At 54.2% G+C, this 21694-nt stretch carries 24 protein-coding genes; 11 read left to right on the top strand and 13 right to left on the bottom strand.

Features of this window, described 5'->3' with window-relative positions; translation table 11 throughout:
• The first annotated feature begins 34 nt into the window (after nucleotides 1–34).
• From GOV79_RS09655 to GOV79_RS09640, 4 genes are all read left to right on the top strand, one after another.
• Nucleotides 35–922 carry a MurR/RpiR family transcriptional regulator gene (locus GOV79_RS09655; RefSeq protein WP_170772749.1) on the top strand — a complete coding sequence of 296 codons (888 nt, stop codon included), beginning with the start codon at nucleotides 35–37 and terminating at the stop codon, nucleotides 920–922.
• The gene (locus tag GOV79_RS09650) at nucleotides 919–2010 is read left to right on the top strand and encodes an aromatic ring-hydroxylating oxygenase subunit alpha (protein WP_170789625.1); all 1092 of its coding nucleotides are present in this window, start codon (nucleotides 919–921) and stop codon (nucleotides 2008–2010) included. Before GOV79_RS09655 ends, GOV79_RS09650 begins: the two co-directional genes overlap by 4 nt.
• Before the next feature lie 78 nt (nucleotides 2011–2088).
• A complete protein-coding gene (locus GOV79_RS09645) occupies nucleotides 2089–2472 on the top strand; it encodes a carboxymuconolactone decarboxylase family protein (protein WP_170789624.1) in 384 nt (127 codons plus the stop codon).
• A 35-nt stretch (nucleotides 2473–2507) separates the two neighbouring features.
• Nucleotides 2508–3293 (top strand): alpha/beta hydrolase, encoded by a 786-nt coding sequence (locus GOV79_RS09640; protein WP_170789623.1) that lies wholly within the window; start codon nucleotides 2508–2510, stop codon nucleotides 3291–3293.
• A gap of 447 nt (nucleotides 3294–3740) precedes the next feature.
• Here the strand turns inward: GOV79_RS09640 and GOV79_RS09635 are convergent, their stop codons facing one another.
• The 3 genes from GOV79_RS09635 to GOV79_RS09625 form a co-directional block, all read right to left on the bottom strand.
• On the bottom strand, nucleotides 3741–3989 hold the full coding sequence (locus GOV79_RS09635; protein ID WP_214648126.1) for a DUF3604 domain-containing protein: 249 nt from the start codon (nucleotides 3987–3989) through the stop codon (nucleotides 3741–3743).
• 137 nt (nucleotides 3990–4126) lie between these two features.
• On the bottom strand, nucleotides 4127–5176 hold the full coding sequence (locus GOV79_RS09630; RefSeq protein WP_170546192.1) for a GFA family protein: 1050 nt from the start codon (nucleotides 5174–5176) through the stop codon (nucleotides 4127–4129).
• Nucleotides 5177–5389: 213 nt separating this feature from the next.
• On the bottom strand, nucleotides 5390–6313 hold the full coding sequence (locus GOV79_RS09625; RefSeq protein ID WP_170774024.1) for a LysR family transcriptional regulator: 924 nt from the start codon (nucleotides 6311–6313) through the stop codon (nucleotides 5390–5392).
• 101 nt (nucleotides 6314–6414) lie between these two features.
• Here GOV79_RS09625 and GOV79_RS09620 point away from each other — a divergent pair, with 101 nt between their 5' ends.
• The 3 genes from GOV79_RS09620 to GOV79_RS09610 are packed head-to-tail and all read left to right on the top strand — an operon-like array spanning nucleotide 6415 to nucleotide 8181.
• The gene (locus GOV79_RS09620) at nucleotides 6415–7401 is read left to right on the top strand and encodes a sterol desaturase family protein (RefSeq protein WP_170789622.1); all 987 of its coding nucleotides are present in this window, start codon (nucleotides 6415–6417) and stop codon (nucleotides 7399–7401) included.
• A gap of 10 nt (nucleotides 7402–7411) precedes the next feature.
• A complete protein-coding gene (locus tag GOV79_RS09615) occupies nucleotides 7412–7816 on the top strand; it encodes a hypothetical protein (protein ID WP_170789621.1) in 405 nt (134 codons plus the stop codon).
• Entirely contained in the window at nucleotides 7786–8181 is a 396-nt protein-coding gene (locus GOV79_RS09610; RefSeq protein WP_331252493.1) for a 3-methyl-2-oxobutanoate hydroxymethyltransferase, read from the top strand. The genes GOV79_RS09615 and GOV79_RS09610 overlap by 31 nt, the downstream gene beginning before the upstream one ends.
• 175 nt (nucleotides 8182–8356) lie before the next feature.
• On the opposite strand, the gene GOV79_RS09605 is transcribed toward GOV79_RS09610, so the two are convergent.
• Together GOV79_RS09605 and GOV79_RS09600 are read right to left on the bottom strand one after the other, a co-directional pair.
• Nucleotides 8357–9256 carry a hypothetical protein gene (locus GOV79_RS09605; protein WP_170789619.1) on the bottom strand — a complete coding sequence of 300 codons (900 nt, stop codon included), beginning with the start codon at nucleotides 9254–9256 and terminating at the stop codon, nucleotides 8357–8359.
• Between the two features lie 733 nt (nucleotides 9257–9989).
• Nucleotides 9990–10253 carry a DUF4242 domain-containing protein gene (locus GOV79_RS09600; RefSeq protein WP_170383447.1) on the bottom strand — a complete coding sequence of 88 codons (264 nt, stop codon included), beginning with the start codon at nucleotides 10251–10253 and terminating at the stop codon, nucleotides 9990–9992.
• Between the two features lie 163 nt (nucleotides 10254–10416).
• Here GOV79_RS09600 and GOV79_RS09595 point away from each other — a divergent pair, with 163 nt between their 5' ends.
• A complete protein-coding gene (locus GOV79_RS09595) occupies nucleotides 10417–11295 on the top strand; it encodes a LysR family transcriptional regulator (RefSeq protein ID WP_170773677.1) in 879 nt (292 codons plus the stop codon).
• A gap of 80 nt (nucleotides 11296–11375) precedes the next feature.
• Here GOV79_RS09595 and GOV79_RS09590 read toward each other — a convergent pair whose 3' ends face one another.
• The 6 genes from GOV79_RS09590 to GOV79_RS09565 all read right to left on the bottom strand — a co-directional run bounded on the left by GOV79_RS09590 (nucleotide 11376) and on the right by GOV79_RS09565 (nucleotide 16430).
• A complete protein-coding gene (locus tag GOV79_RS09590) occupies nucleotides 11376–11948 on the bottom strand; it encodes a carboxymuconolactone decarboxylase family protein (protein ID WP_170773679.1) in 573 nt (190 codons plus the stop codon).
• Nucleotides 11949–12252: 304 nt separating this feature from the next.
• Complete coding sequence (locus tag GOV79_RS09585) at nucleotides 12253–13371, bottom strand: tetratricopeptide repeat protein (RefSeq protein WP_170789618.1); 1119 nt, start codon at nucleotides 13369–13371, stop codon at nucleotides 12253–12255.
• Complete coding sequence (locus GOV79_RS09580) at nucleotides 13365–13907, bottom strand: adenylate/guanylate cyclase domain-containing protein (RefSeq protein ID WP_170789617.1); 543 nt, start codon at nucleotides 13905–13907, stop codon at nucleotides 13365–13367. The genes GOV79_RS09585 and GOV79_RS09580 overlap by 7 nt, the downstream gene beginning before the upstream one ends.
• A 337-nt stretch (nucleotides 13908–14244) precedes the next feature.
• The gene (locus GOV79_RS09575) at nucleotides 14245–14709 is read right to left on the bottom strand and encodes a CoA-binding protein (RefSeq protein ID WP_170789616.1); all 465 of its coding nucleotides are present in this window, start codon (nucleotides 14707–14709) and stop codon (nucleotides 14245–14247) included.
• A gap of 3 nt (nucleotides 14710–14712) precedes the next feature.
• Nucleotides 14713–15078 (bottom strand): 2Fe-2S iron-sulfur cluster-binding protein, encoded by a 366-nt coding sequence (locus GOV79_RS09570; protein ID WP_170789615.1) that lies wholly within the window; start codon nucleotides 15076–15078, stop codon nucleotides 14713–14715.
• Nucleotides 15075–16430, bottom strand: coding sequence for a selenium-binding family protein (locus GOV79_RS09565; RefSeq protein WP_170789614.1), 1356 nt, complete (start codon nucleotides 16428–16430; stop codon nucleotides 15075–15077). The genes GOV79_RS09570 and GOV79_RS09565 overlap by 4 nt, the downstream gene beginning before the upstream one ends.
• A gap of 70 nt (nucleotides 16431–16500) precedes the next feature.
• On the opposite strand from GOV79_RS09565, the gene GOV79_RS09560 reads away from it, so the two are divergent.
• The 3 genes from GOV79_RS09560 to GOV79_RS09550 all read left to right on the top strand — a co-directional run bounded on the left by GOV79_RS09560 (nucleotide 16501) and on the right by GOV79_RS09550 (nucleotide 19774).
• On the top strand, nucleotides 16501–17262 hold the full coding sequence (locus GOV79_RS09560) for an IclR family transcriptional regulator (protein WP_170789613.1): 762 nt from the start codon (nucleotides 16501–16503) through the stop codon (nucleotides 17260–17262).
• Between the two features lie 96 nt (nucleotides 17263–17358).
• Nucleotides 17359–17712, top strand: coding sequence for a putative quinol monooxygenase (locus tag GOV79_RS09555; protein ID WP_170789612.1), 354 nt, complete (start codon nucleotides 17359–17361; stop codon nucleotides 17710–17712).
• A 298-nt stretch (nucleotides 17713–18010) separates the two neighbouring features.
• The gene (locus GOV79_RS09550) at nucleotides 18011–19774 is read left to right on the top strand and encodes an adenylate/guanylate cyclase domain-containing protein (RefSeq protein ID WP_170789611.1); all 1764 of its coding nucleotides are present in this window, start codon (nucleotides 18011–18013) and stop codon (nucleotides 19772–19774) included.
• A 3-nt stretch (nucleotides 19775–19777) separates the two neighbouring features.
• Here the strand turns inward: GOV79_RS09550 and GOV79_RS09545 are convergent, their stop codons facing one another.
• A complete protein-coding gene (locus tag GOV79_RS09545) occupies nucleotides 19778–21031 on the bottom strand; it encodes an NAD(P)-binding domain-containing protein (RefSeq protein ID WP_170789610.1) in 1254 nt (417 codons plus the stop codon).
• A 24-nt stretch (nucleotides 21032–21055) separates the two neighbouring features.
• Nucleotides 21056–21616, bottom strand: coding sequence for an OsmC family protein (locus GOV79_RS09540; protein ID WP_170789609.1), 561 nt, complete (start codon nucleotides 21614–21616; stop codon nucleotides 21056–21058).
• Nucleotides 21617–21694 lie beyond the last annotated feature (78 nt).

Genomic DNA, 21694 nt, shown 5'->3' with positions numbered 1-21694 from the left:
ACAGGCTAATTCCACATTTGTACCATCGTCAATCATGAATGACACAAATGTATCATCAATCGTTCTCGACCGCCTCACGGAGGAATGGGAGGCCCTGACGCCCGAGGCGCAAAAGGCCGCACGCTACGTGTTGGAAAACCCCACGGATGTTGGGGTTTCGACCGTGCGCGAGATCGCCGAGGCGGCAAAAGTAAAGCCCAACACTTTTGTCCGCATGGCCCGGCAGGTGGGGTTCGAAGGATACGAAGATTTCCGCGCGCCCTTCCGTGATGCGATTCGCCGGGGCGGCGTCTCGTTCCCCGACCGTGCACGTTGGCTGCAGGATATCGGCAAGTCGGGTGAGCTGGGCGGGCTCTATGCAGACATGATCGGTGCCGCGATCCGCAATATCGAAGAGACCTTTGCCGGAATTGACGCCGCCAACCTAAAGGCGGCGGCCGAGGATATCTGGACCTGTCGCCAGATTTTCACGCTGGGCGTGGGCGTGAACAACGCGAACGCACGGAACTTCACCTATCTAGCGTCAACGGGGATGAAGCAATTCCACGCTATTCCCCGCCCCGGATCAACCCCTGTGGACGATCTGGCCTGGGCCGATGAACAGGACGTGCTGATTGCCATCACATGCCATCCCTACCGGACCGAGGTGATCGACGCCATCAAACTGGCTCGGCAACAGGGAATGACTGTCGTAGGAATCTCGGACAGCCCGGCCAGCCCGGTCATTCTGAACGCGCAGCACGGCTTTGTCGTGGCAGCTGATACACCGCAATTCTTCCCCTCCTCCGTCTCGACCATCGCCTTGCTGGAAACGCTGCTGTCCTTTGTGGTGGCCGTCTCCAGCGACGAAATCGTCGAGAGGGTTGAGCGGTTTCATCAACGCAGACACCAACTTGGCCTCTACGCGGAGGAGCCCGAATGAACGCACCCCTGACCCATTCACTGGACGCGCGATACTATACCGACCCCGCGATTTTCGCGCAGGAGCTGCAGGGGCTGCTGGCCCGAACCTGGCAATTCGCGGGCCACGTGGCGCAGGTGCGCGAACCGGGTGATTACTTTGCGTTCGAGATCGCGGGGCAAAACCTCTTCTGCATTCGGGGTCGCGACGGGGAAATCCGCACATTCTACAATGTGTGCCAACACCGCGCGCACGAGATGGTCAGTGGCGCGGGTAATACCCGCGTGGTCGTCTGCCCCTATCACTCTTGGACCTATGAACTGACGGGCCAATTGCGCGCCGGCCCGAATATCAAATCGGTTCCCGGTTTCGACCGCAGCGCGATCTGCCTGACCTCGGTTCGGACCGAAGTGTTCAACGGTTTCATCTTCGTCAACCTCGACGATGACGCCGCACCCATGGACGACTGGTACCCTGGCGTGCGCGAGGAAATCCGCGCGTTTGTGCCGCATATCGACGCTCTGGAACCGCTGGAATGGGTCGAGATTCCGGAAAACTGCAACTGGAAGGTCAGTATCGAGAACTACTCGGAATGCTATCACTGCCCGACCAACCACCCGACTTTTGCCGAAGGCGTCGTCAAGCCCGAGACCTACGACATCCAGCCCGATGCCAGCGGCGGCTATGTCCTACGTCATACGACCGAGTGTCAGAGCCTCGACAAGATGACCTACCCTATCGACATGTCCGTGCCTCATGCGGGCGACTACCAGTCGTGGTTCCTGTGGCCGATGTTCTCGTTCCAGTGCTATCCGGGTAACGTACTCAACACCTATCACTGGCGCGCGAATGACGCCGATCACTGCACCGTCTGGCGCGGATGGTATACCGAGGGCGGATCGGAAAGCGCCGTCATCCGCCAACTGGCCGTGCAAGACCGCGAGACAACGGTCGAAGAGGATATCCGTCTAGTCGAATCCGTCCACCGCGGCCTGAAATCCCGCGGCTATCGCCCCGGACCGTTGGTGCTGGACCCCGGCTGTGGGGTTATGTCCGAACATTCAATCGCACGGTTGCAACAATGGATGCGCGACGCCATTGATGACTGACCTACCCGAGGGCGAAGAAAATTCGACGAATTTTCTCGGCTCAACACACAACAATTGTCCACGACTCCCGAGGTGAAAATGTCAGACCTGTTCAACGAAAACTTGTTTCTAAAAGGACTGGAACAACGCAAGAGCACTCTTGGCGCAGAATATGTGGAAAAGAACCTCGCGGCTGCTGACGACTTCACCCGCCCGTTCCAAGAAGCGATGACAGCCTGGTGCTGGGGTTTTGGATGGGGCGATGATGTCATCGACGCCAAAACACGGTCGATGATGAACCTGTCGATGATCGGCGCCCTGGGCAAGATGCATGAATGGGAGATTCACTGCAAAGGCGCGATCAACAACGGCGTTACGCCCGAAGAGATCCGCGCCATCATCCATGTGATCGGAATCTACTGTGGCGTACCCCAAGCCCTTGAATGTTTCCGCGTGGCGCGCAAAGTTCTGGGGCATACGTAAATCACGCCCCAAGCCCATGCGGATCCGAGCACGCGATGACCGACGAACCCCTGCCACCCGTCCTTTTGCTGACCGGAACAAATGCCGCTGCCTGGACGATGGCGCCCGTCCGCCAAGTCTTCGAACAAGCGGGTTATAACTGTCACAGCCTGACCTATCGCCACCACGATCTGCCTCCGGGCCCGGATCGGGACGCCAAGCTGATCGGGCTTAGCATTGCCGACTATGTCGAAGATGCACGACGCGCCATCAATGAGATCGGACAAACCCCGATTGTCGTTGGCCATTCGCTCGGAGGCGTGGTCGCTCAGCTTTTGGCGGCACAAGGTCTGATACGTGCCGGAGTTCTGCTGAACAGCAGTATCGTCGATGGTGTCCTGCCCACCACCGACAAAGAGCGCGATCTTGGAAAACTGTTCATCTCTGCCGGAGCTTTCTGGGATCAAGCCTTGGGTCAGGATTTCGAGCTTTTGGCAACCTACGGGTTGAACACTCTGCCAGAGGCGCTGCAACACGACATCCACCAGCGGTTAGGCACCGAGTCCGGTCGGGTGCTGTTCGAATTCGTGTTCTGGATGTATGACAGCGCGCAAACGACCCTGATCGACCCGCACAATGTGACATGCCCGCTCTTGTTCGTTTCTGGCACGGAAGACAAGGCCGTGGCGACCAGCACGGCCAAGGCGATGGCGAACCGTTATGACTCAGCCGAGTTCATGCCCGTCGAGGGGGCCTGCCACTATATACAGTTTGACGCTCAATGGAACAAAACGGCGCAAACTGTGGTGGATTGGGTCGGGCAATTTGACGGAATTAAATGACTCTTTTCTCAGTAAGATGTTTTGTGTGCCGCGCACCAACGCGTAACCGGACTCCGGTAATCCGGTGCAACCCCAAATCGCTGACCAAAGGTATTTTTGGCCCCAATGTAAACAAATGGCGGAGACGAAGTCAGCATAACTAAGCCCATAAGATACTGTTAAGTGAGAAATAAATTAGAAGTATCAGGAGAAATACCACGATACCTACCACACACAACTCGATGTCAAGTGATAGGACGTTGGTCAAATACGATAGCAGACTCTCACGCGGATTGCTTCAAACAGCCGCTTTGAGCCCGAAGCAAACTATGCGAATGGCCGTATTGGATTATCAAAAAATCATCTGCGAGGTATGTACCATATTGGCTATAGGTTAGCTCGTTCCTGTAGCGAATGCGGGGCTTCGTTAGGGATCTGCGTTCCGAACACCTTTGCATCGTATGTCGTTCACCGCGGTGTCGGTATTGCCAACACTCTCACGTAGCAGAACGCGCTTTGCGTCGGGTCGTAGTCCGGGTCTTCCCAATATCCGGCGAGAATTGCCTGGCCAATGTCATTTGTCCAAGACGCGTTCTTTACATCCACTATATTGCCAACCGAGCCGTCACACGCCGCGTTTACAAGTTCAGGTACCTTGGGGTCGAACTCGACGACGCGTTGAGCATCGCGGAGAAGATCGACATCTGACGGTTTCACGAACGGCAGCAGCCGTCCGTCATCTCAAAACGGGTTCCGAAGGTTTAGGCGCGAACGGCCGCTCCTCCGGATACCAGACTTTGGATTATTTGCGTTGAATGACCGCCATGCGGGATAAAGCAGAAATCGCTCGATCACTAAAAAACATCAGGCGGCTTAGCCAAAGGTCCCCAAGTTTCAGGGTCTGGTAGACCGACACTTGACCATGCTTCTTGCAAAACTCTGGAGTCTGAAGATCTTGTCCGCGGCAAATCATCCAAAATATCAAACCAAGGCATTTTGCTTTCTATTCCGGAGTGGACTGAAGGAGCAAAGTTTTCCGGTTGGTCGAGGCTCGAAGTATGCAGGACCAGATAGGCCGTTTCTCGTGGCTTTACGAGCTTATAAGTTAGGCTTGCCCCGCATCTGGCACAAAAGCCACGATTTGCTATCGGCGTAGTTGCGAAGTATCGAGGTTCCTCGGTGAGAAATCGAACAGCAGAAGCGGGAAAAGCCGCCCATGCATTAACTGCTGAACCAGAAAATTTTCTGCAACAACTACAATGGCAATACCCGGTGCTTATGGCAGGCGCGTTTATTTCATACCGTACCAACCCACAGATGCAGCCACCAGTTATTAAGGTTTTGGCCAATTCATCTTCATCAAAATCCAGAAAACCTCCCTCTTCTCCGGGTTCTGAAACGGTCATGTAGACATGTATTGGACTATCAGTTCTCTTGAGTCTTTTGTGACCGCAATCCGCCAGCGGAAGATCTATCTTGCCCGCTATTTGCGCCATTACTTCTCCTGAAACCGCGATTCCACCTGGTTCCGCTATTGCTTCAAGCCGTGCCGCAGTATTTACGCCGTCTCCGAGAATATCGTCGCCGTGTACAACGACATCACCGAGAGAAACGCCGACGCGTAAGATGAGAGGGTCGTCACTGTTCGACCGGCGTGCTTCGCGTGCGCAGGCTCTTTGAATGTTAATTGCACAATTGACCGCCTCAAAGACACTCGAGAACTCAGCCAAAAACCCATCGCCGGTAGACTTAAAAACACGACCCCGGTTTGCTTCCACCTGCATGCCGATGATTTCACGTTCTAGTCGAACCAACTTAGCTAATGTTCCGCTTTCATCGCGTGATACCAATCCCGCGAAACCGACTATATCGGTGGCCAGAATGGCCGCTAATTTGCGTTCCATCTCCGTTGCTCCGAGCCAACAATCTCCAATTGATGCCTGCTTACTTTAACATAAAATCGGTCGCAGCGAGCCACGGTGGCTGAGGTGTTAATTTCCAGTTTTGAAAGACCGTTCAGGGCTCAATGCGGTCGTTCGCTGCACCTTGCTTGAACGTCTACTTTGCGGACACTACGTCATTTCGCTGCATGCGCCCCAATGGTCGCCTGTCTAGGACTAGCTCAAGACAACGCATTGTGTTGACCCGGATTCAGAGAAGTAATCTCGGCAAGCTTGAGCGAATTCTTGAACGATCCGTCTTGGACGCGCACTGTCGTAGCCGAGGGCCAGCGTTAGTGGCGGCAAAGTATCTGAAATCGGGCGCGCGACGACAGGCGCACCAACATACGTCTCGGACGTTAAAGGCAGCATATTTAGGATTGCGCATCCCCTCCCCGCTGCCACAAGACTGCGTACCATTTCGGTCGAGTTCGCGTAGGCCGCGATTGGCACTTGCCTTGTGCGGGATTGAAACAGACCTTTGTAATAGGAAGCGGCCAAGGGGCGGTTCAGCACAACCAAAGGTTCCTTTGAAATCTGAGCCATCGTGACTGCATCTTGGTCCGCCAATGGATGGGACTGTGGCAGCAAGCAGTACGGCGGTGCTGTGATGAGGGGGGTAAATTCGATGGAGGGCCTTACACCCTCTGCGACAAACAAAATGGCATCGTATGTCCCATAGAGCAGCCCGTCCTGTACTTCATCATTGTTACATTCTTGCAATTCGAGCGTGACACCTGTGCGGTGAGACAAGAACGTATCAAAAATCTGCGGTAGAAACGCTGGGGCGATGGGAGCATAGTAGCCTACCCTAAGCGTTCCACTATGCGATTGCTTCAACTCCGCGCCCTCAATCAGAAGTGACCGGTAGTCTTCCAACAAATGCTCGCATTTCCGCGCCACGTCGCGTCCCGCTGCGTTCGGCTGAATACCACGCGCGCGTTGGCGGATCACAAGTGTCAGATCAAATTCTGCCTCGACCTGATCAATCGCGCTGGATACTGCAGAGGCAGCAATGTTCAGTTCCGCCGCCGCTTTGGCAATGTTGCCATGACGCAGCGCGGTTGTGAAATATTCCATGGCCTTAAGGGTTAGCGGCATCTTTATCTCTGAATTTATGATGATGTTTGTCTTTTAATACTATTTTTCCGGTGAAACAAATCATGCCAACGTAAATGCGCTGCTTTTCTAGGAGACCATTGATGTCTGGCGCACCACTCAAAGGCTGGAACCACACGCCAAATGTCCCGCTGCAAGTGTCGCCATTCTTTAGCTGGCCCCCGCGCCCAATGGCGATGGTCGCATGGTTCTGGAACTCTTGGTTCTTCCTCACCGAACGATTAATCGTCGTCGCGATTGCCTGCATTTCGTTCTATTGGTTCCACCCCCCCTTAGCCGAAACGCAAACGCTGGCGTTCGGTTGGATTGCCGAGATGTTCATCCGTAACGTCGCATTGATGACACTCGTCGCCGGAGGGCTTCACCTCTATTTCTATACCTTCACCAAACAGGGCCAGGAGTTGAAATACGACCCGCGTCCCCTGATGAAAAACGGGCGACAGTTCACGCTGGGCGGGCAAATCCGCGACAACATGTTCTGGACCATCGCCAGTGGCGTCACAGTTTGGACGTTCTATGAGGTGCTGATGTTCTGGGCGATGGCCAACGGTTATGCACCGATGCTGACATGGGCAGCGAACCCCATCTGGTTCATCGCTCTATTTCTGCTGATCCCCGTTTGGGAAAGTTTCTATTTCTATTGGATTCACCGCTTCCTGCACATCCCGTTCTTCTACAAACACGTGCATGCACTGCACCATCGCAACATCAACGTAGGGCCTTGGTCGGGCATGGCGATGCATCCGGTAGAACATTTGATCTTTCTTGGGTCGGTGCTGATCCATTTTATTGTTGCGGCACACCCGCTGCACATTCTGTTCCACCTGCAATATTACGCGCTGACGGCTGCGACGACGCATACGGGCTTTGAAGGCATGATGATCAAGGACAAGAACCGCTTGAAGTTGGGAACATTCCATCACCAGATGCACCATCGTTATTTTGAGTGTAACTATGGCTCGCTCGAATTGCCTTGGGACAAGTGGTTCGGTTCATTCCATGATGGCACCGTAGAATCTGACGCGAAAATCCGCGAGCAGCGCAAGAAATTTACCAACGGGGCCAAATGAATTGGGTGGCATGACAGTCAAGGACTTGCTGGAGGCCAAAGGCAAACGCACAATCAACTACGTGCAGGTCGCCCGCGAAAAAGAAGCGATTGCGGCGCGCGAAGCGGGTATAGACATAGTCGGCTCAGCCTTTGTACCAGAGCAGGGCCATTCTGCCAAAGCTGTGCCCGACACGCATTTCCAGTTTGGCCTACCATGGGGCATACCCGCAGACGTAACAGAGGCGTTGCGCGATGCCATGGCCGCAATGATGGCAGGCGCTCAATCTGTCTATTGCGGCTACAACCCATGGGTCGTGGAGGCGCTTGCCCATCACGGTGTTCCTGCCATTTGCAACGTGGGTCTTGCCCGCCCAAGGCAGCTTGGACGGGCGGGTTCAAGGCGGTGGGCAAGACGCTGGAACAAGCCAAGATGATCCGGACGCAAGTTCAGGAGTTCGAGAACGCCGGTGCGTTCGCCGTAGAGATGGAGTTCGTGGCCGCAGGTCTTGCAATCGAGATCACCAATCGCACATCTATGCCGACGGTCTCGCTGCGGTCAGGCGGTGGATGCGACGCGCAATATCTGTTCTCGGCTAATTTGTTGGGCGAAAACCGCGGCTATATCCCGCGCCATGCCAAAACCTACCGTAGCTTCGCAGGAGAGCGGGACAGGCTACAAGATGAACGTGTCGCCGCCTACCGTGAAAAATTCGCAGACGTCACGAACGGAGGGTTTCCTAATGCAAACCAAATCGTGAACATCGACGAAGATACACTCGCGAAAGTCTGGGAGACGTAAACTCGAATCTTTAAAAGTGGCCAATCATTTGCCGCGTGACATTTTTTTGGTTTGGGCTCGGAGCAGTCGTTCGCTAAGCAGCGCATCAATGACCGCCGTGCGGACAAAGCAGAAGTATGAACTCAGCCGCGAAAAAACCTCCGCACACATCTGGCAAACAGGCTCAATGCCGCGATTAGAACCTGACCCTAAACGCCAGCCCAACCAACGGCGCAGTGTCATAGCTTTGCTGACTGATTTCTACTCCATTCGCATCATCTAACGTCAGGCGGCCATCAAATTCTGCTCCCGCAAATACGCTCAATGAAACTCCAGGATTCGGATTGTACCCAAGAGAAAGAACCACAGGAATACTCTTATCTTCACCCACCCCATCCGGGGCGAGGCCATCCCCATCCAGCCTGAAACGGATCCTCTCTGAGCGTGCGGTCAACGAAAGGTCGATAGCCTCATTTAGAGCGTAGCTCAGCGACAAACCGGGACCTTGCGTTGCTCCGACACCAGAGCCGGTGTTCAATTTCCAGCGGTCATTTATGTCCCAGTCGATAAGCAGAGCCGGAAAAAAATCAGTACCGCTTTCGTCAAATTCAGAAAACGCACCAAAGGCTGGGCCTATCGTTAGGCGCTCGTTCAGTTGCCATGCAATACCTGCAAAAACACCGTAGGTTCTACCGTCAGATGAGGAGGACCCGCTTTGGTAGTCCCACCTGATCTGTGGCGATACAAAAACCGTTGTTGTATCCCCCACACGAAACCGAACAGGAACAGCTACGCGAAGGTCACGTATGTTTTCCCATGGCTGGTTGTTCGATTGGCTGAATTTATAGTCCAGCTTGCCAAAACTGGTGGAAAGCCCAACGGAGCTTCCGCCTTCTAGATTGTAAAGTGCGGTGGCACGTAGAAACGCTCGACTTGCAGAGAACTTGCCGCCGTCACTCAAATCCGCATCCCCTTGAAACGCGGCAAGCCCATCAACCTGATACGCCCAGCCTAACCGAGGCTGGGCAGCCGACGGAAGCGAGGTGAACCCAAGAAAAACAAATCCAAAGCAGCACGTTAGAAGAAGATTTTTCATCTGACATTTTCCACGTGAGACTGGTTACGTATTGAATTGTCATTCCTGGTCGAACAGATCAAGTCCTTTAGAGTCTGCTAAGTGGACGAAGCCGCCGTTAACACCGTCATCAGCAGGTGTTGCCTAACAAGCGATATCCAAGCCACCTCGCAAACCTTCAGCGCGTTGTTCAGCAGTGTAATTTCGCGTTCGTCTAGTTCGGTTCTACTGGCGGTCTGAATGAAGGGGCGCAGGACTTCTTTGCCATTTCACTCTCGCAAAATTAAAAATGAATAATGAAGTACTTGCTCCAAACCCCAACTGCCAGGGCAATCCTCATAGCACTCTTTGTAATTATTGTTGTGAGGGTGTGCAGCTATGACAGCTATCAAGGGGCTGGATATCAAAGGCCTGATCAAGAGTATTGGGATGGCGAGGGCAGGCCTTAGCCCGAGTTCCCTTCTGTACTGCAGCGTCCAATGCAAACAGTCGCGCAGGTTGACCAAGTGATCCATCCGGCAGTCTGTGGTCGCATTGTGTAAGCAGAACTCCAGGGAGCCTGAGCTAGTCTTTCGAAGAAGCTAAAACGAGATGAGTTCTAGTCTGCATTGGAGATGATGCTGCGCTTCCGCAAAACTCGGTGTACCAAGTATCTGCTGGACGAACCTGCACCTCCCTGCCGAGCTGCTCAACCATTGCCAAGGGCCCATGAGCATATACTCAGGGCCCAAAAAGCAATCAATATTACAAGCCGTTACGGGGTAAGGTCCATTGCGGCTACGACCTTTTCGTAAGGAAGCCCAGCGGTATCGTTCAATCGACGAACTTGATCGGCGCTTTCACCATCAAACAAGCACATGCAGCGCCCGTCTTCGGGAGCAAATGTTGAACGAACATAGCTGATCTTGTCGCCTTCTGCTGTCATTTTCTGTGCTGTTGCTATCGCGGCTTTTTGAGCTGCACCCAAGTCATCCATGCTGATACCCTTAAGGTTTCTTTCGACCATAAAAACAGACATTTCGCTCCCTTTCCGAATAGTCAAAACTAGTGCGCCTATTGCATCACGGAGCGGTGGCTCGGGGAACTATCAATACCTTATGACTTAATAACTCCAGGTTTGGATAAAACGGTGTATCCTGCGTCATGATTGTTATTAGCTTTCAGTGACGAGGTGCCCCAACATGGAGATGTCTCAGATTAGATATGTCTTATCTGCCGCAAAGCATCTGAATTTCACCAAAGCTGCTGCAGAATGCAATGTGAGCCAACCAGCGCTTACCAAGGGCGTCAAGTCACTAGAAACCGAACTGGGCGCACAGGTTTTCCATCGGGAAGGTAGGAAAATACTGGTTAGCGACTTTGGGAAGTCTATGCTGCCGCATCTACAGCACATCGTCGACGAAGCAGCAGCTACACAAGCGCTGGCTCAGAATTTTCGTTTGCTGGAAAAAGTACCGCTGCGCTTGGGTGTCCTATCAACAATTGGGCACGTTCGCCTTGCTCGCTTTTTAGCTCAATTCGAGAAAAACCACAGCGGATTGGAGTTGTCTGTCAACGAAGCAAGCGTGTCGGACCTAAAGAAAAAACTTGCCGATGGCGATATCGATGTTGCTTTAATGACCCTGACTGAAGAGCTTGAAGAGGAGTTCAGGACTAGACCACTCTACGACGAAAGATATGTGGTTGTTTTCCCGCCGGAACACCGCCTTGGACAACTCAACTCAGTTTCGCTCCAAGACTTATCACAAGAAAACTACGTTGACCGCTTGGCCTGTGAGTTGCGCGAGATGGTAATGTCGGTTTGTCAGTCAAAAGGCGTTGAGCTGTACGCTCGCTTCAGGTCTGAGCGAGAAGATTGGGTACAAGCAATGGTTGCTGCGGGCATTGGTTTTGCCTTTATGCCTGAGTACTCGGTTACTCTACCGGGCTTGATGCAGCGCCCGCTTGTTGAGCCAGAAGTTTCAAGAACTATCGCGGCCTTTACAGTTCCCGGCCGAAAACATTCGCCTGCACTTGATGCACTTATGAGGTCATCGCAGACTTTTGCATGGCCGGGATAAGTAACGTCAGCTTTGGGCTCGGTGCACACACTATGTCACTTCCGTTCAATCTCTGCTCTGCGGTCTGGCACAACTACAAATCAAGAGATATCGAGGCCGTTCTCCCGTCCGAAATCAGTGTAGAAGGTTTCGCTGCGGCATCGTTCCAAAGTGGCCTCATCGGCTTGTCTTGGATCGTTGCCAGGGCTTTGGACACCTGTTCCTTCTATAAATCGGTTCACCAGATTGAACACGCCGCAAACTTGGATGGCATCAAACAATGCACTCTCCGACCAGCCTGCGTCATACACCGCTTTTGCGTCTGATTCAGTCATTTGCGATGGCGAGACAGTGAGCTTTTCGACATATGCCAATAAAGGTTTAAGCTGATCCTCGACTGGTGCCGTATCGCGGTCCTCCATCAGCGACTCAATTGTCTCGACCTCAATACCGTATGCCTTGGCAAAAACGATGTGCGCCCCATGGCAATACGCGCAAGCATTCAAGCCCGAGACATAGGCTGCGATTAATTCACGTTCGGCGACCGACAGATCGCTCTTTCCCCTCATAACCAGGCTTTCGTACGCACAAAGTGGAGAAAGCTTATCGGGAAAAGCTTGATAGACACTACCAAGTGTTGCGTTGTCCGGCAAAGACGGGAACAGGCGTTTCATTGAATTCTCTCCCAATATTTTTGGGTAAACCTGGTCTCAATGTGACGATGCCAAGTTGCTTACGCAAACTCAAAGCGATTTTTGGATCCCACGTGATAGTTTTCTGCACACACTGCAAACGGCGGGTTCGCTTGGCTGCAACGCAGCATTTTCGACACTTGTTGAAAGGCAGCTTTGGGCTCAGAGCAGCCGTTCGCAGAATTTTCTCTAATGACCGCTGAGCGGACAGAGCCGACATGAAATAAGGCCAGGTCAGGGTGGCTTCCGTTTTTGAGGCAGCTGCCTGCCACCGCATTTCCCACGACTAGAAACCTTCTGTTGGGACGAGAGCTTCCAGCAGGGCGGCGCGCTCGGCTCGCAGCAACGGCTTGAGAAAGAACATCGTCGGTTCTTTTGACAGAGCATCGGCAACGGCGTCGTTTGCTGCGGCGGCGTCAGTGTCGCCAAGTTTTCTCAGTACGATTGCCTTGAACCGATGGAGCGTCCAGAAGCCGGGCTGAAGCTGGATAACGCTGTCCAGAGCATTGGCACAGCCCTGAAAGTCGCCGGAACAATACAGGCAGACCGCGAGATTGACCTGCCGCATTGGTTCATAGGACTTCTCGGTTGCCAACCCCTCCACCTGCTCCAACGTTGCAAGAGCATCGTCGAATTTGCCTTCCGCGATCTCAACCATGGAGAGGATTAAGCGGCCAAAATAATAGGTCGGGTTGAGCTTCAGCGAGTGATGGCAGTCGCGCTTGGCGCTTTTGAAATCCTTTTTGCCGAACAAATAGCACATACCGCGAACGGCAAACAGGTAATCGCTTTTGGGCATTGAGACCAACGCGAGGTTCAATGCGCTTTCCAGCAATTCGGCTTTGCAGGGTTCAATTTCCTCGAACCTCGTTCGGGCAAACAGGATATCCCCCATAGACGACATCGCCAGAACCATCGGATGGTCCGGGTTCAGTTCCAGCGCCCGGTCCAGATATTTCCTGGCGTCGAGCCATTCTTTGTGTTTGCCTGACTGACCGGTGCTCGCGACGCGTGCCAGAAGGTCGGATATGCCCATTTCCTCGATCGGCATATGTTTCACACGCTCGGCATCAAAATTGTTCAGGTGGTTGCGGATATCCGCGTTTACTTGTGCAGCCGTTTCGTCGAAGAACGCAAAGATGTCCGCAGTTTCACCTTGATAGTTCTGCGAGAAAGAAGGCTCGCCGGTTTCAGACAGCACCAGAGATATACTCAGCCGCGCTTTGCCCGCCGCCATCCGCAGTCTGCCGCGCAGAAAATAGGTTGGGTCAAGCGTCATCGCCGTGAGCGCGTCCACAACCCGAATACCGGTGCGTTTCGACAGGTTCATCAAGAGCTGGTCACGCAACTCCAGCGCTGCGGCCTTGGTTTCTTCGTCATTTGGCCCGAACTCTATCTTCACCACGACGATGACGGGGCGCTTATCCTCTTCCGGTGCGACCTTTGTCTTAGGCGACCAGTAAAAAAACCCTCGACCGGGTCGGGAATGTTTTTTAACTCGAGCAGCCCCGCGCTTTCGAATTGTGCTGCCAGACTGCCGCTAAGCTGTCGAAAGAGGTCTTGCGAAATCATGATGCCGCCAGGTGGTGCCTCGGCCTCGAGCCGGGCCGCAAGGTTGATCCCGGTGCCATAAAATTCGTCTTCATCCTCGGTAATTTCACCCAAATGGCCGCCGATACGTAACTTTTTCATTGGTTGTTTGGCCAGCTTACTCTGTATCTCAGTGGCACATTCCAGAGCCGCCATGATCGACCCGAATGCAATGATCCATCCGTCGCCCAAACGCTTGAGGATTTCGCCCCCATGGCGATCGCAGATCGGAACCAGCTTGGCGTCGTTGATCTCTTTGACTGTCGCTATCCCTGACTTTTCGTCGCGGGCCATCATCCCGGAATAACCGACAATGTCCGCTACGATGATCACTGCTAAACGGCTGCCCATGTTTCGTCCTCCATTTAGATGGTCGGGCTCAGCGTCAACCCACGCGGCAATTACTTATACAAATGCTGGTATGATCCAACAATCGTCGTAACCGCTTATCCAGGTCGCGGCAGGACAAAGCTGCCGTTCGCCGCTGCGCAGCGCTGGGATGTAACCTAAATATCTGGTTCGTGGACAAGGTGGCCGTTGGTTCTATAAACAAAACGGCCATTCTTGGGTTTAGAGAACCTGGATTTCGCAAAGCGGGCTGGATTACGTGTCTTCTCTTCCGTAAGCACAGTATCTCAATTGGCACCATTATTGGATGCTGAGGAGGTCGCTACCAATCGAATTTCCATCATATCTTTAGGTCCAGGCGCGGCTTCCAAAACGGGCGGAAGAGTTCAATCTTGGGGCATCGGTTCATCACGACTTTAAGGCCCGCCGCTTCGGCGAGTTGCGCTGCTTTGTCGTCGTACACACCGATTTGACCCCAAAGAACTTTTGCCCCGATTGCGATAGCCTTCTCGGCAAAGGCATAAAACTCTTCCTTCGGGCGAAAAACGTCAACCATATCAACATTTTTGTCGATCTCTTCCAGCGAGTGGTAGACCTTGAGCCCTCTAATTTCCGAAACATTCGGGTTAGGATTCACCGGTAGAATATCATAGCCGATTTCACTCAGCTGTCGCAGAACGCCATAGCTAAATTTCGTTTTGTCCGCGCTAGCCCCCACCATTGCAATGGTTTTAACCGACTGCAGGATGTCGGCGAGGTATTTGGGGTCGTAATCGTAGATGCGGTCAATATCTGCTTCGGGCATCGGTTAACCTTCCTTCGGCGTCGCAATGTCAGCCTTGAGTTCGTGGGGTTTGAGAGGGTCGAGAAACGGATTGCGGTACAGCTTGTCATGGCTCTCGACCCCGATCTCAAGCGTGATGTCGGATGTCGGACGCGCGACGCAAAGGATCACATAGCCGTTCGCGATTTGCCGATTATTCAGCGCAACCTGTCGGCGTTGATCGATCGCGCCAGTCTTTAGTTTTGCTGCGCAGGTAATGCAGCCGCCATACTTGCACCCAAAAGGCAAGTCGACGCCTTGTTCTCTCAGCGTTTCCAAAAGTGGACGCCGCGCATCCACACAATATTGCGCGCCATCTCTGTTCGCGATCGTCACGGTATACGTAGTCATAGCCAGATGTCGCTTGTGCAATCACCGCCCGGATACCGGCTCTCGTGACAGCGCGATGGACCATTCGGTTCTGCGCCAAAGTCCACAATGAAATCCTTATTGATCTTCATGCCACCGTTTTCAGGGTCGCAATCGATCATCACCATAACCCCGCCCTTTTCGCGGATCTCGGGATAGAACTGATTGTCCCAAGTCGAGAACAGCGAGGTCGTGACATAAAGCCTTCGTCCGTCGAGAGAGAGCTGGAACATTTGCGGACCACCCGCGACCTCGACCCCGTTAACGATCGGAGCTTTACCCAAAAGGCCCCCCATAAACACTTGGCCGGTCAGCTTGGGATTATGCGGGTCGGTGATGTCATACTGGCGCATATCTCCATGCAGCCAGTTGTTCAGGTACAAGTATTTGTCGTCCATCGAGATCAGGATCGCCGACATCACCCCTGGCAACGGGATCGGCCATTCGGGGTGCATCTCGTTTTCGACATCGATGATCTTTTCCCACTGCCACTTTTTAGCATCGTCTTGCCACCAATGGATCACATTGGTCGAAAGAGCTGCGCCACAGAACCCATGCGTGCTGTCGGGGTCATGGTGGAACTTGACTTCCAGTGGCAACAGCCCGTCTTCACCCAAATAGAAGCTTTCGACCGGTTCGCGCTTTTCAAAATCCCAAAAATGCAGCTCCCGCCCATATTTCAGATGGCCAACTTCTTCCAGATCGAAGCCTGGCATGAAGGTATTGGGCGCAGCCCATTCTGAACTGACCATCACGTTGTGGCGTGGTTGGTACCAGAAGTCATAGCCGAATTTGATATCGCCCATCGAGGTTTCCCAGCGACCAACGATGTTGAACTCTTTGTCGAGATGCAGATAGCCTCCAGGAGCCTCACCCTTGGCATTTCCAAGGAAGGAAATGATGATTTCCGAGCCCAAACAATGCACCGTATGCGGGCCCGATAAATCTGCCTTGGCCTTGATCTCGGCCCCGTCGATGATCTTATGCAACCGCGGCGCACGCGGGTCAGTGGCTGTATCAACGATGTGAAGGTTGTTAGAGCGTACGCCCGGCAAGATCAGGTATTTGCGGGACATCGAGCCGTCGTCGTGACAGGACGAACAGGCGTTCCACCCCATGTGGTGAAGCTCGTCCCCAATCCCCGGCATTTCCAGCCTATGTATTACCTGAGAATAGGTCGGGCTGTCAGGGTCGACATCCACTGTAGCAAGGTAATCAGGTTTCTGGATCCCTGTCCCGGTGTAGATGGCGATCGTGTAGAGTAGCTTTTCTCGGGGGGCTTTGATGGCTTCTTGCGGACTTTTGAAGCCCGGTCCACAGCATTGTCCATCCATCGAGTGCTCCTCCCTTGATTCCTTAAATTGTATCGTATATCGAAAACTTAGTTATCATAAAGTGAGAAAAATGCATCTCGAACGATTAGCGCTGATTTTGGAAATCGTGGGTCAAAAAGGACGTGCGTCCGTAGCGGATATCTGTGCTCAGTCCGATATACCTAAACCGACGGCCTACAGGCTGGTTCAAGACCTTGTTTTGTCTGGCCTCCTTGAATCACCAACCCGTGGTGAGTTCGCGATTGGGATTAGGCTAAAGCGTATCACGTTGAGCGATCACTCTGATCCCGCTCTTTTGCAAGTGATTGCGCCTGTCCTCTCTGGTGCCGCGAATGACTACGGCGCTGCGTTTTTCTTGTCTCGGTTACGGGGCCATTGGGTTGAGATTATTCATGTGGAGACACCGCAGACGGGCGTGTCTTTTCTTCATCCAGGTATGGGCAAACGACCAATGCACGCGTGCTCTTGCGCCAAGGCAATCGCCGCCGTGTCGCCTGAGCTGCTGTCTCTAGACCGATTGGATGGGCAGCTTAAGCGGTACACAGATCGCACGATTACAGACCCAAAGGAACTGGCCGCGGAACTCGATGTCATTCGAGCCAAAGGGTATGCCGAATGTGTTGAAGAGCTCGAGCGCGGAATCAGTTCTGTCGCAACAACGCTGACTAAAACTGGTGTCGGTGCGACGCTTTCAATCGGCGCTACGGCGTCTCTTCGGGTGTTTACACCTTCGAGGCGAGAAAAGATTGGGCAGACACTTACCACAATGTCACACGAACTTGCACGCGCGCTAGGATGGGGTGAAGCAGATAAAGAAAGGATACCCGCTTAGGTTCATGGGTATCGCAGTGCTGTAGGTTAACGCCATTCAGCAGGACAGGTGTGTTTTGCGACCTTCGCCGCTTTTAGATCAATGAGGGAGACAAATATGGAAGATGCAATGTTTGGTGGGTTCTTCGTGATCAACGTAAAACCTGAGTATCGGCAGCCCTTTTTGGACGCCAGCATCTTCCAAGCGCAAAATGTTGTCAGTGAAGAACCCGAAGTCTTTCAGTTTCATATTATGGTGGATGAAACAAACCCAAATCGTTTCTATTTCTACGAAGTGTTCAGGAACGAAGCCGCGGTCCAGGATCATTGGGAATCTGAAACTTTCAATAACTGGTTAAACACTGTCCGAAAGATGCTGGATGGTGAGATCGAACTTGTTGCCAGGATGCGCTCGCTTTTTCCGACGCCAAAAGGTTTCGAGGCGCAAAAAACAAGCCTGCTACTATGGTAAAACTGACCGACGTTTGAAGCTATCGCCGGTGCGAGAAAATTATGGATTTTGGCGCTGGTCTGCGTTGGGCTCGGTGCACTCGTACGCTGCATCTGGCGTGAACGACTGCTATGCGGACAAAGCCGTCGTCGTACATTGAGCACGGCGGCGATGGCTTCAGAAGTTACAAATTGCTTTTGCAGATTCTGTATGTTCCTCGCGAATTTCCAGAGTGAACCATCAGACAGGCTTGGAATGATTGGTTGGCATCCAGTCGATCTCCAGATTATTGTGGTTCGAACAGCTATGGCGCGGTTGGATGTCTCAGGAACGAGTTCGAAGAAGGCTATCGGCGATTCTTGCGGTCGACGTCGTTGGTTACGGCCGACTAATGGCGGCGGATGAAGTTGAAACATATGCCGCCCTGCTGGACTGCCAGAAGTCTATCCTGGATCCCTCGGTGTCAGGCCACAGTGGGCGCGTTGTCAAGCTGATGGGAGATGGCGCGCTCGTCGAGTTCCAAAGCGTCGTCGATGCCGTTGAGTGCGGAATTGATATCCAGGCGGGATTTTCAAGACGCAATGCCGATCTGCCCCAGGCCAAGGCCATCTTGGTTCGCATCGGCATCAATCTGGGCGACATCATCATCGATCGCGGCGACATCTTCGGCGACGGCGTCAATATCGCGGCCCGGCTTGAGGCAATCGCAGATCCGGGCGGCATATGCATCGCCGGTTCGGTCTACGACCAGGTCAAGAGCAAAGTCGACGTCAAATTCGAAGACCTCGGTGAACAGACTGTCAAAAACATCGCCGAGCCGGTCCGGGTCTATCAGGTGAAGCCAGCCGGAGGCATCACGATGCCGTTTGCGACTGCGGCGTCGGCCGTGACGGTCCGACCGTCGATCGCAATCTTGCCATTAGACAATCTGTCGGGCGATTCCGATCAGCGATATTTTTGCGATGGTGTCAGCGAGGATCTGACGACCGGGCTGTCGCGTTTTGACTGGTTGTTTGTGGCTGCGCGCAATGCCGCCTTCCGATATCAGGGCCAGCCCGTTGACGTGAAGCGCGTCGGACGGGAACTTGGCGTTCGCTATGTGCTCGAAGGCAGCGTTCGCTCGGCCGACAAGAGGGCGCGGGTGAACGTCCAGTTGATCGAGACAGAGCGTCAGGGCCACGTGTGGGCCGACATGCTGGATGCAGACATGGCAGATCCGTTCGAGGCTCAGGACGATGTCGTTACGCGTATCGCGTCGACGCTCGGACCGGAAATAATGCAAGCTGAAGTATCGAATGTCTTGCTGAAGCAAAACCAGGACCACACCGCATGGGACCGCTATCTGCTGGCACTGCGCGGCTATTTCTCAATGACCAAGCCGGCGCTGGAGGAGGCGATCACACACCTCGACAAGGCGATCGAACTGGAGCCGGATTTCGTTATGTCCTATGGACTGTTGGCACTCTGCCATGGGCAGATGGCAACTCATGGCTGGACGCGGCCGGCGCGAGAGGGTTTCCGCCGGGCACTGGACCTCGCCAACAGAGCCATTCGGATGGCACCGGCAAGCCCCGAAGCGAACCAGGCGCTTGGCTGTGTACTGATGTACACTGGCAAGGCGAAGGACGCCGTGACCTCTGCCCGGCGCGCGATCGAGCTTAATCCTTACTATGCCGAGGGCCACGCCGTACTCGGACATTCGTTGATCATGTGCGGCGAACTCGAAGAGGGCATCAAGGCTTGTCAGACGGCGCTCAAAAGCACGCCACGGGACTTCCGGGGTAGCTGGTTGCTCGATGCGATTGGTCACGGTTATTTCTTCCGTGGCGAATACGAAAAGGCCATCGATCTCTCGAACCGGGGACTGCAAAGCGACCCCGGATTATTCGGAGCGCTGGTCACTCTGGCCTGCGCGAACGCCCGGCTCGGTCGGATGGATGAGGCGAAGCGCGCCATCGACCAACTTCTGGCCGATATCCCCCGCTATTCGCTCAGTGCCGTTCGCAAGAACCCTATGTTCGTTGACCCGAAACTCGTCGACGAGTTGATTGACAGCCTTCACCTGGCTGGTCTTCCGGAATAGCGCTCAGGCCGATTGCACGCGCCCGTCCAGCCAGTCTGCCAAATGGGCAGCCAGATCGTACGCATCTTCCCCGGCCCCATCGATCAGCGAGGACTTACGTCGGCGCAGAAACTGCATTCCCATCAGGTACATTCCCGGCCAATCAACCACGCCACCGTTGTGTCGGACCCGGCCCTTGCGGTCGAAGACAGGGACATGCAGCCAGGAATAGTCGGGGCGGTAGCCTGTCGCCCAGACGATCGAGCGGATCCCCTCGGCACGCAGTTTCATGGTTAGCGGCGGACGATTCGGTACGCGGGTTGCCTCGAACCGGTGCGGATCGGGCATCGTGCTGTCCAGTCCTGCTTCGGTGGCCCATTCATCAACGGTCGTGAGAAGCCGGTTCATCTTGAGATCGGCCAACGCACAGACGTTATTAAGCGAACCGGAGAACAGCGCTGAGCCGTCGCGCAGGCCTGCAAGCTTGCCAACCAGCCTGACCCCTTCATCCGTCAGCGCATTCAGATCCAACGTGTCGCGCGTGTCTGTGCCCGTCAATTGCAGCGAGGGCACGGTGCGCGCGCGTTCGAGATCCTCGACCTCGAAATAGGTCTCGTCCTGCAGCCCGCAGGCATCCATCCACCACAGAATATCACGGCCCCGATAGACCCGTGGCAGACGTACATGTTCGCCAGTTGAAAGGACCACGGGCCGCCCGGAACGGTGAATCTCGCGGGCAAGCTGTGTGCCGGTCGCCGATCCGCCGACCACCATGACAGCCCCGTCCGGCAGGTCTGAAGGTCTGCGGTAAGTCTTGGTGTCGATCGACAGGATATCATTGGGAAGGTCACCTGCCAGCTTCGGAACAGCCGGAATGTTACAGGCGCCCGAAGCCAGGACAACGGCGCGACAGTGCCAGGCCCCGCGATCGGTCTCGACCCGAAAGCCGGGGTCTGCCTCCCGAACTGAGGTTACCGTCGTACCCGTCTCCACCGGGGCCGAGATTACAGTGGCATACTCGCCAATGAAGTCGATCACCTGAGCCATGTTCATGTAACCGTCGGGATCGTCGCCGCCATATGCGTAACCGGGCAGCCGGCTGCACCAGTTCGGCGTCAGCAGACGAAGCGAATCCCAGCGTTCGGTTCGCCAAGAATTCGCCACCTCGCCGCGTTCAAGAACAACGTGATCGATACCGCGCTCGGCGACGCATCGGCTCATGGCAAGCCCGGCGTGGCCGGCGCCGATCACGACGACTGTGGTCAGGCGATCAGACATCGAATGCTTCTAAAGCCCGGCCCTCTACTTCACAGTCACCGAGACATTCGTCGGATTCGTGATGATGTCGAAGACTGCCGAGCGCTTTTGCGATTGCGCCACCAGCGCCTCGATATCCTCACGGCTTGCGTCGGCATCGATTTGATAAATCACATTGATGCCGTCAAAGCCATTTCGGACATCGGAATCGATCCCGAGAATACCCTGCACATCCATGTCACCTTCAAGTGCCGCCTTCACCGAGCGCAGCTGGATTCCTCGGTGTTGCGCAACCGCGGCTACGCCTGCAGTCAGGCAACTGGCAAGTCCCACCAGCACGTACTCAACCGGTGTCGCTCCATGGTCCTCGGAGGCGAACAGCTCCGGATGATCCGAATTGAATGTAAACACCTTGCGGTGCCGCTGCTCTTCGCCGAGGCCGAAGAAGCTTTCGACGCTTGAGTGGCTGTGCGTGCCATTCTTCCATTCGCAGTCGGCGCGCCACTTGAACCTTGCGGCTTCCGGCGTGGCAGTCAGTGCTTCACGTGCTTCGAGAAGTGCGCCAACGTTGACGCCGTTGTCCACAGTTTGCTCAGTCGGTTCCATAGAGTTCCCCCGGCATTTGAAACATCCACAGTTAATAACACAAAAAACAATCTTTTGCGCGCCTTGACATTTGGATTC

The organism is Ruegeria lacuscaerulensis (genome assembly GCF_013034745.1).
In the GTDB taxonomy this organism is placed as follows: Bacteria; Pseudomonadota; Alphaproteobacteria; order Rhodobacterales; family Rhodobacteraceae; genus Ruegeria; species Ruegeria lacuscaerulensis_B.
This window is presented reverse-complemented; position numbering and strand designations above follow the sequence as displayed.

Bases quoted from the DNA above. Each gene is read 5' to 3' on its own strand.
- GOV79_RS09655 (WP_170772749.1), top strand. From the start codon at position 35: ATGAATGACACAAATGTATCATCAATCGTTCTCGACCGCCTCACGGAG.
- GOV79_RS09560 (WP_170789613.1), top strand. From the start codon at position 16,501: ATGCATCTCGAACGATTAGCGCTGATTTTGGAAATCGTGGGTCAAAAA.
- GOV79_RS09580 (WP_170789617.1), bottom strand. From the start codon at position 13,907: ATGGGCAGCCGTTTAGCAGTGATCATCGTAGCGGACATTGTCGGTTAT.
- GOV79_RS09555 (WP_170789612.1), top strand. From the start codon at position 17,359: ATGGAAGATGCAATGTTTGGTGGGTTCTTCGTGATCAACGTAAAACCT.
- GOV79_RS09620 (WP_170789622.1), top strand. From the start codon at position 6,415: ATGTCTGGCGCACCACTCAAAGGCTGGAACCACACGCCAAATGTCCCG.
- GOV79_RS09570 (WP_170789615.1), bottom strand. From the start codon at position 15,078: ATGACTACGTATACCGTGACGATCGCGAACAGAGATGGCGCGCAATAT.
- GOV79_RS09590 (WP_170773679.1), bottom strand. From the start codon at position 11,948: ATGAAACGCCTGTTCCCGTCTTTGCCGGACAACGCAACACTTGGTAGT.
- GOV79_RS09595 (WP_170773677.1), top strand. From the start codon at position 10,417: ATGGAGATGTCTCAGATTAGATATGTCTTATCTGCCGCAAAGCATCTG.
- GOV79_RS09640 (WP_170789623.1), top strand. From the start codon at position 2,508: ATGACCGACGAACCCCTGCCACCCGTCCTTTTGCTGACCGGAACAAAT.
- GOV79_RS09645 (WP_170789624.1), top strand. From the start codon at position 2,089: ATGTCAGACCTGTTCAACGAAAACTTGTTTCTAAAAGGACTGGAACAA.
- GOV79_RS09615 (WP_170789621.1), top strand. From the start codon at position 7,412: ATGACAGTCAAGGACTTGCTGGAGGCCAAAGGCAAACGCACAATCAAC.
- GOV79_RS09625 (WP_170774024.1), bottom strand. From the start codon at position 6,313: ATGCCGCTAACCCTTAAGGCCATGGAATATTTCACAACCGCGCTGCGT.
- GOV79_RS09545 (WP_170789610.1), bottom strand. From the start codon at position 21,031: ATGTCTGATCGCCTGACCACAGTCGTCGTGATCGGCGCCGGCCACGCC.
- GOV79_RS09565 (WP_170789614.1), bottom strand. From the start codon at position 16,430: ATGGATGGACAATGCTGTGGACCGGGCTTCAAAAGTCCGCAAGAAGCC.
- GOV79_RS09605 (WP_170789619.1), bottom strand. From the start codon at position 9,256: ATGAAAAATCTTCTTCTAACGTGCTGCTTTGGATTTGTTTTTCTTGGG.
- GOV79_RS09575 (WP_170789616.1), bottom strand. From the start codon at position 14,709: ATGCCCGAAGCAGATATTGACCGCATCTACGATTACGACCCCAAATAC.
- GOV79_RS09650 (WP_170789625.1), top strand. From the start codon at position 919: ATGAACGCACCCCTGACCCATTCACTGGACGCGCGATACTATACCGAC.
- GOV79_RS09600 (WP_170383447.1), bottom strand. From the start codon at position 10,253: ATGTCTGTTTTTATGGTCGAAAGAAACCTTAAGGGTATCAGCATGGAT.
- GOV79_RS09540 (WP_170789609.1), bottom strand. From the start codon at position 21,616: ATGGAACCGACTGAGCAAACTGTGGACAACGGCGTCAACGTTGGCGCA.
- GOV79_RS09550 (WP_170789611.1), top strand. From the start codon at position 18,011: ATGTCTCAGGAACGAGTTCGAAGAAGGCTATCGGCGATTCTTGCGGTC.
- GOV79_RS09630 (WP_170546192.1), bottom strand. From the start codon at position 5,176: ATGGAACGCAAATTAGCGGCCATTCTGGCCACCGATATAGTCGGTTTC.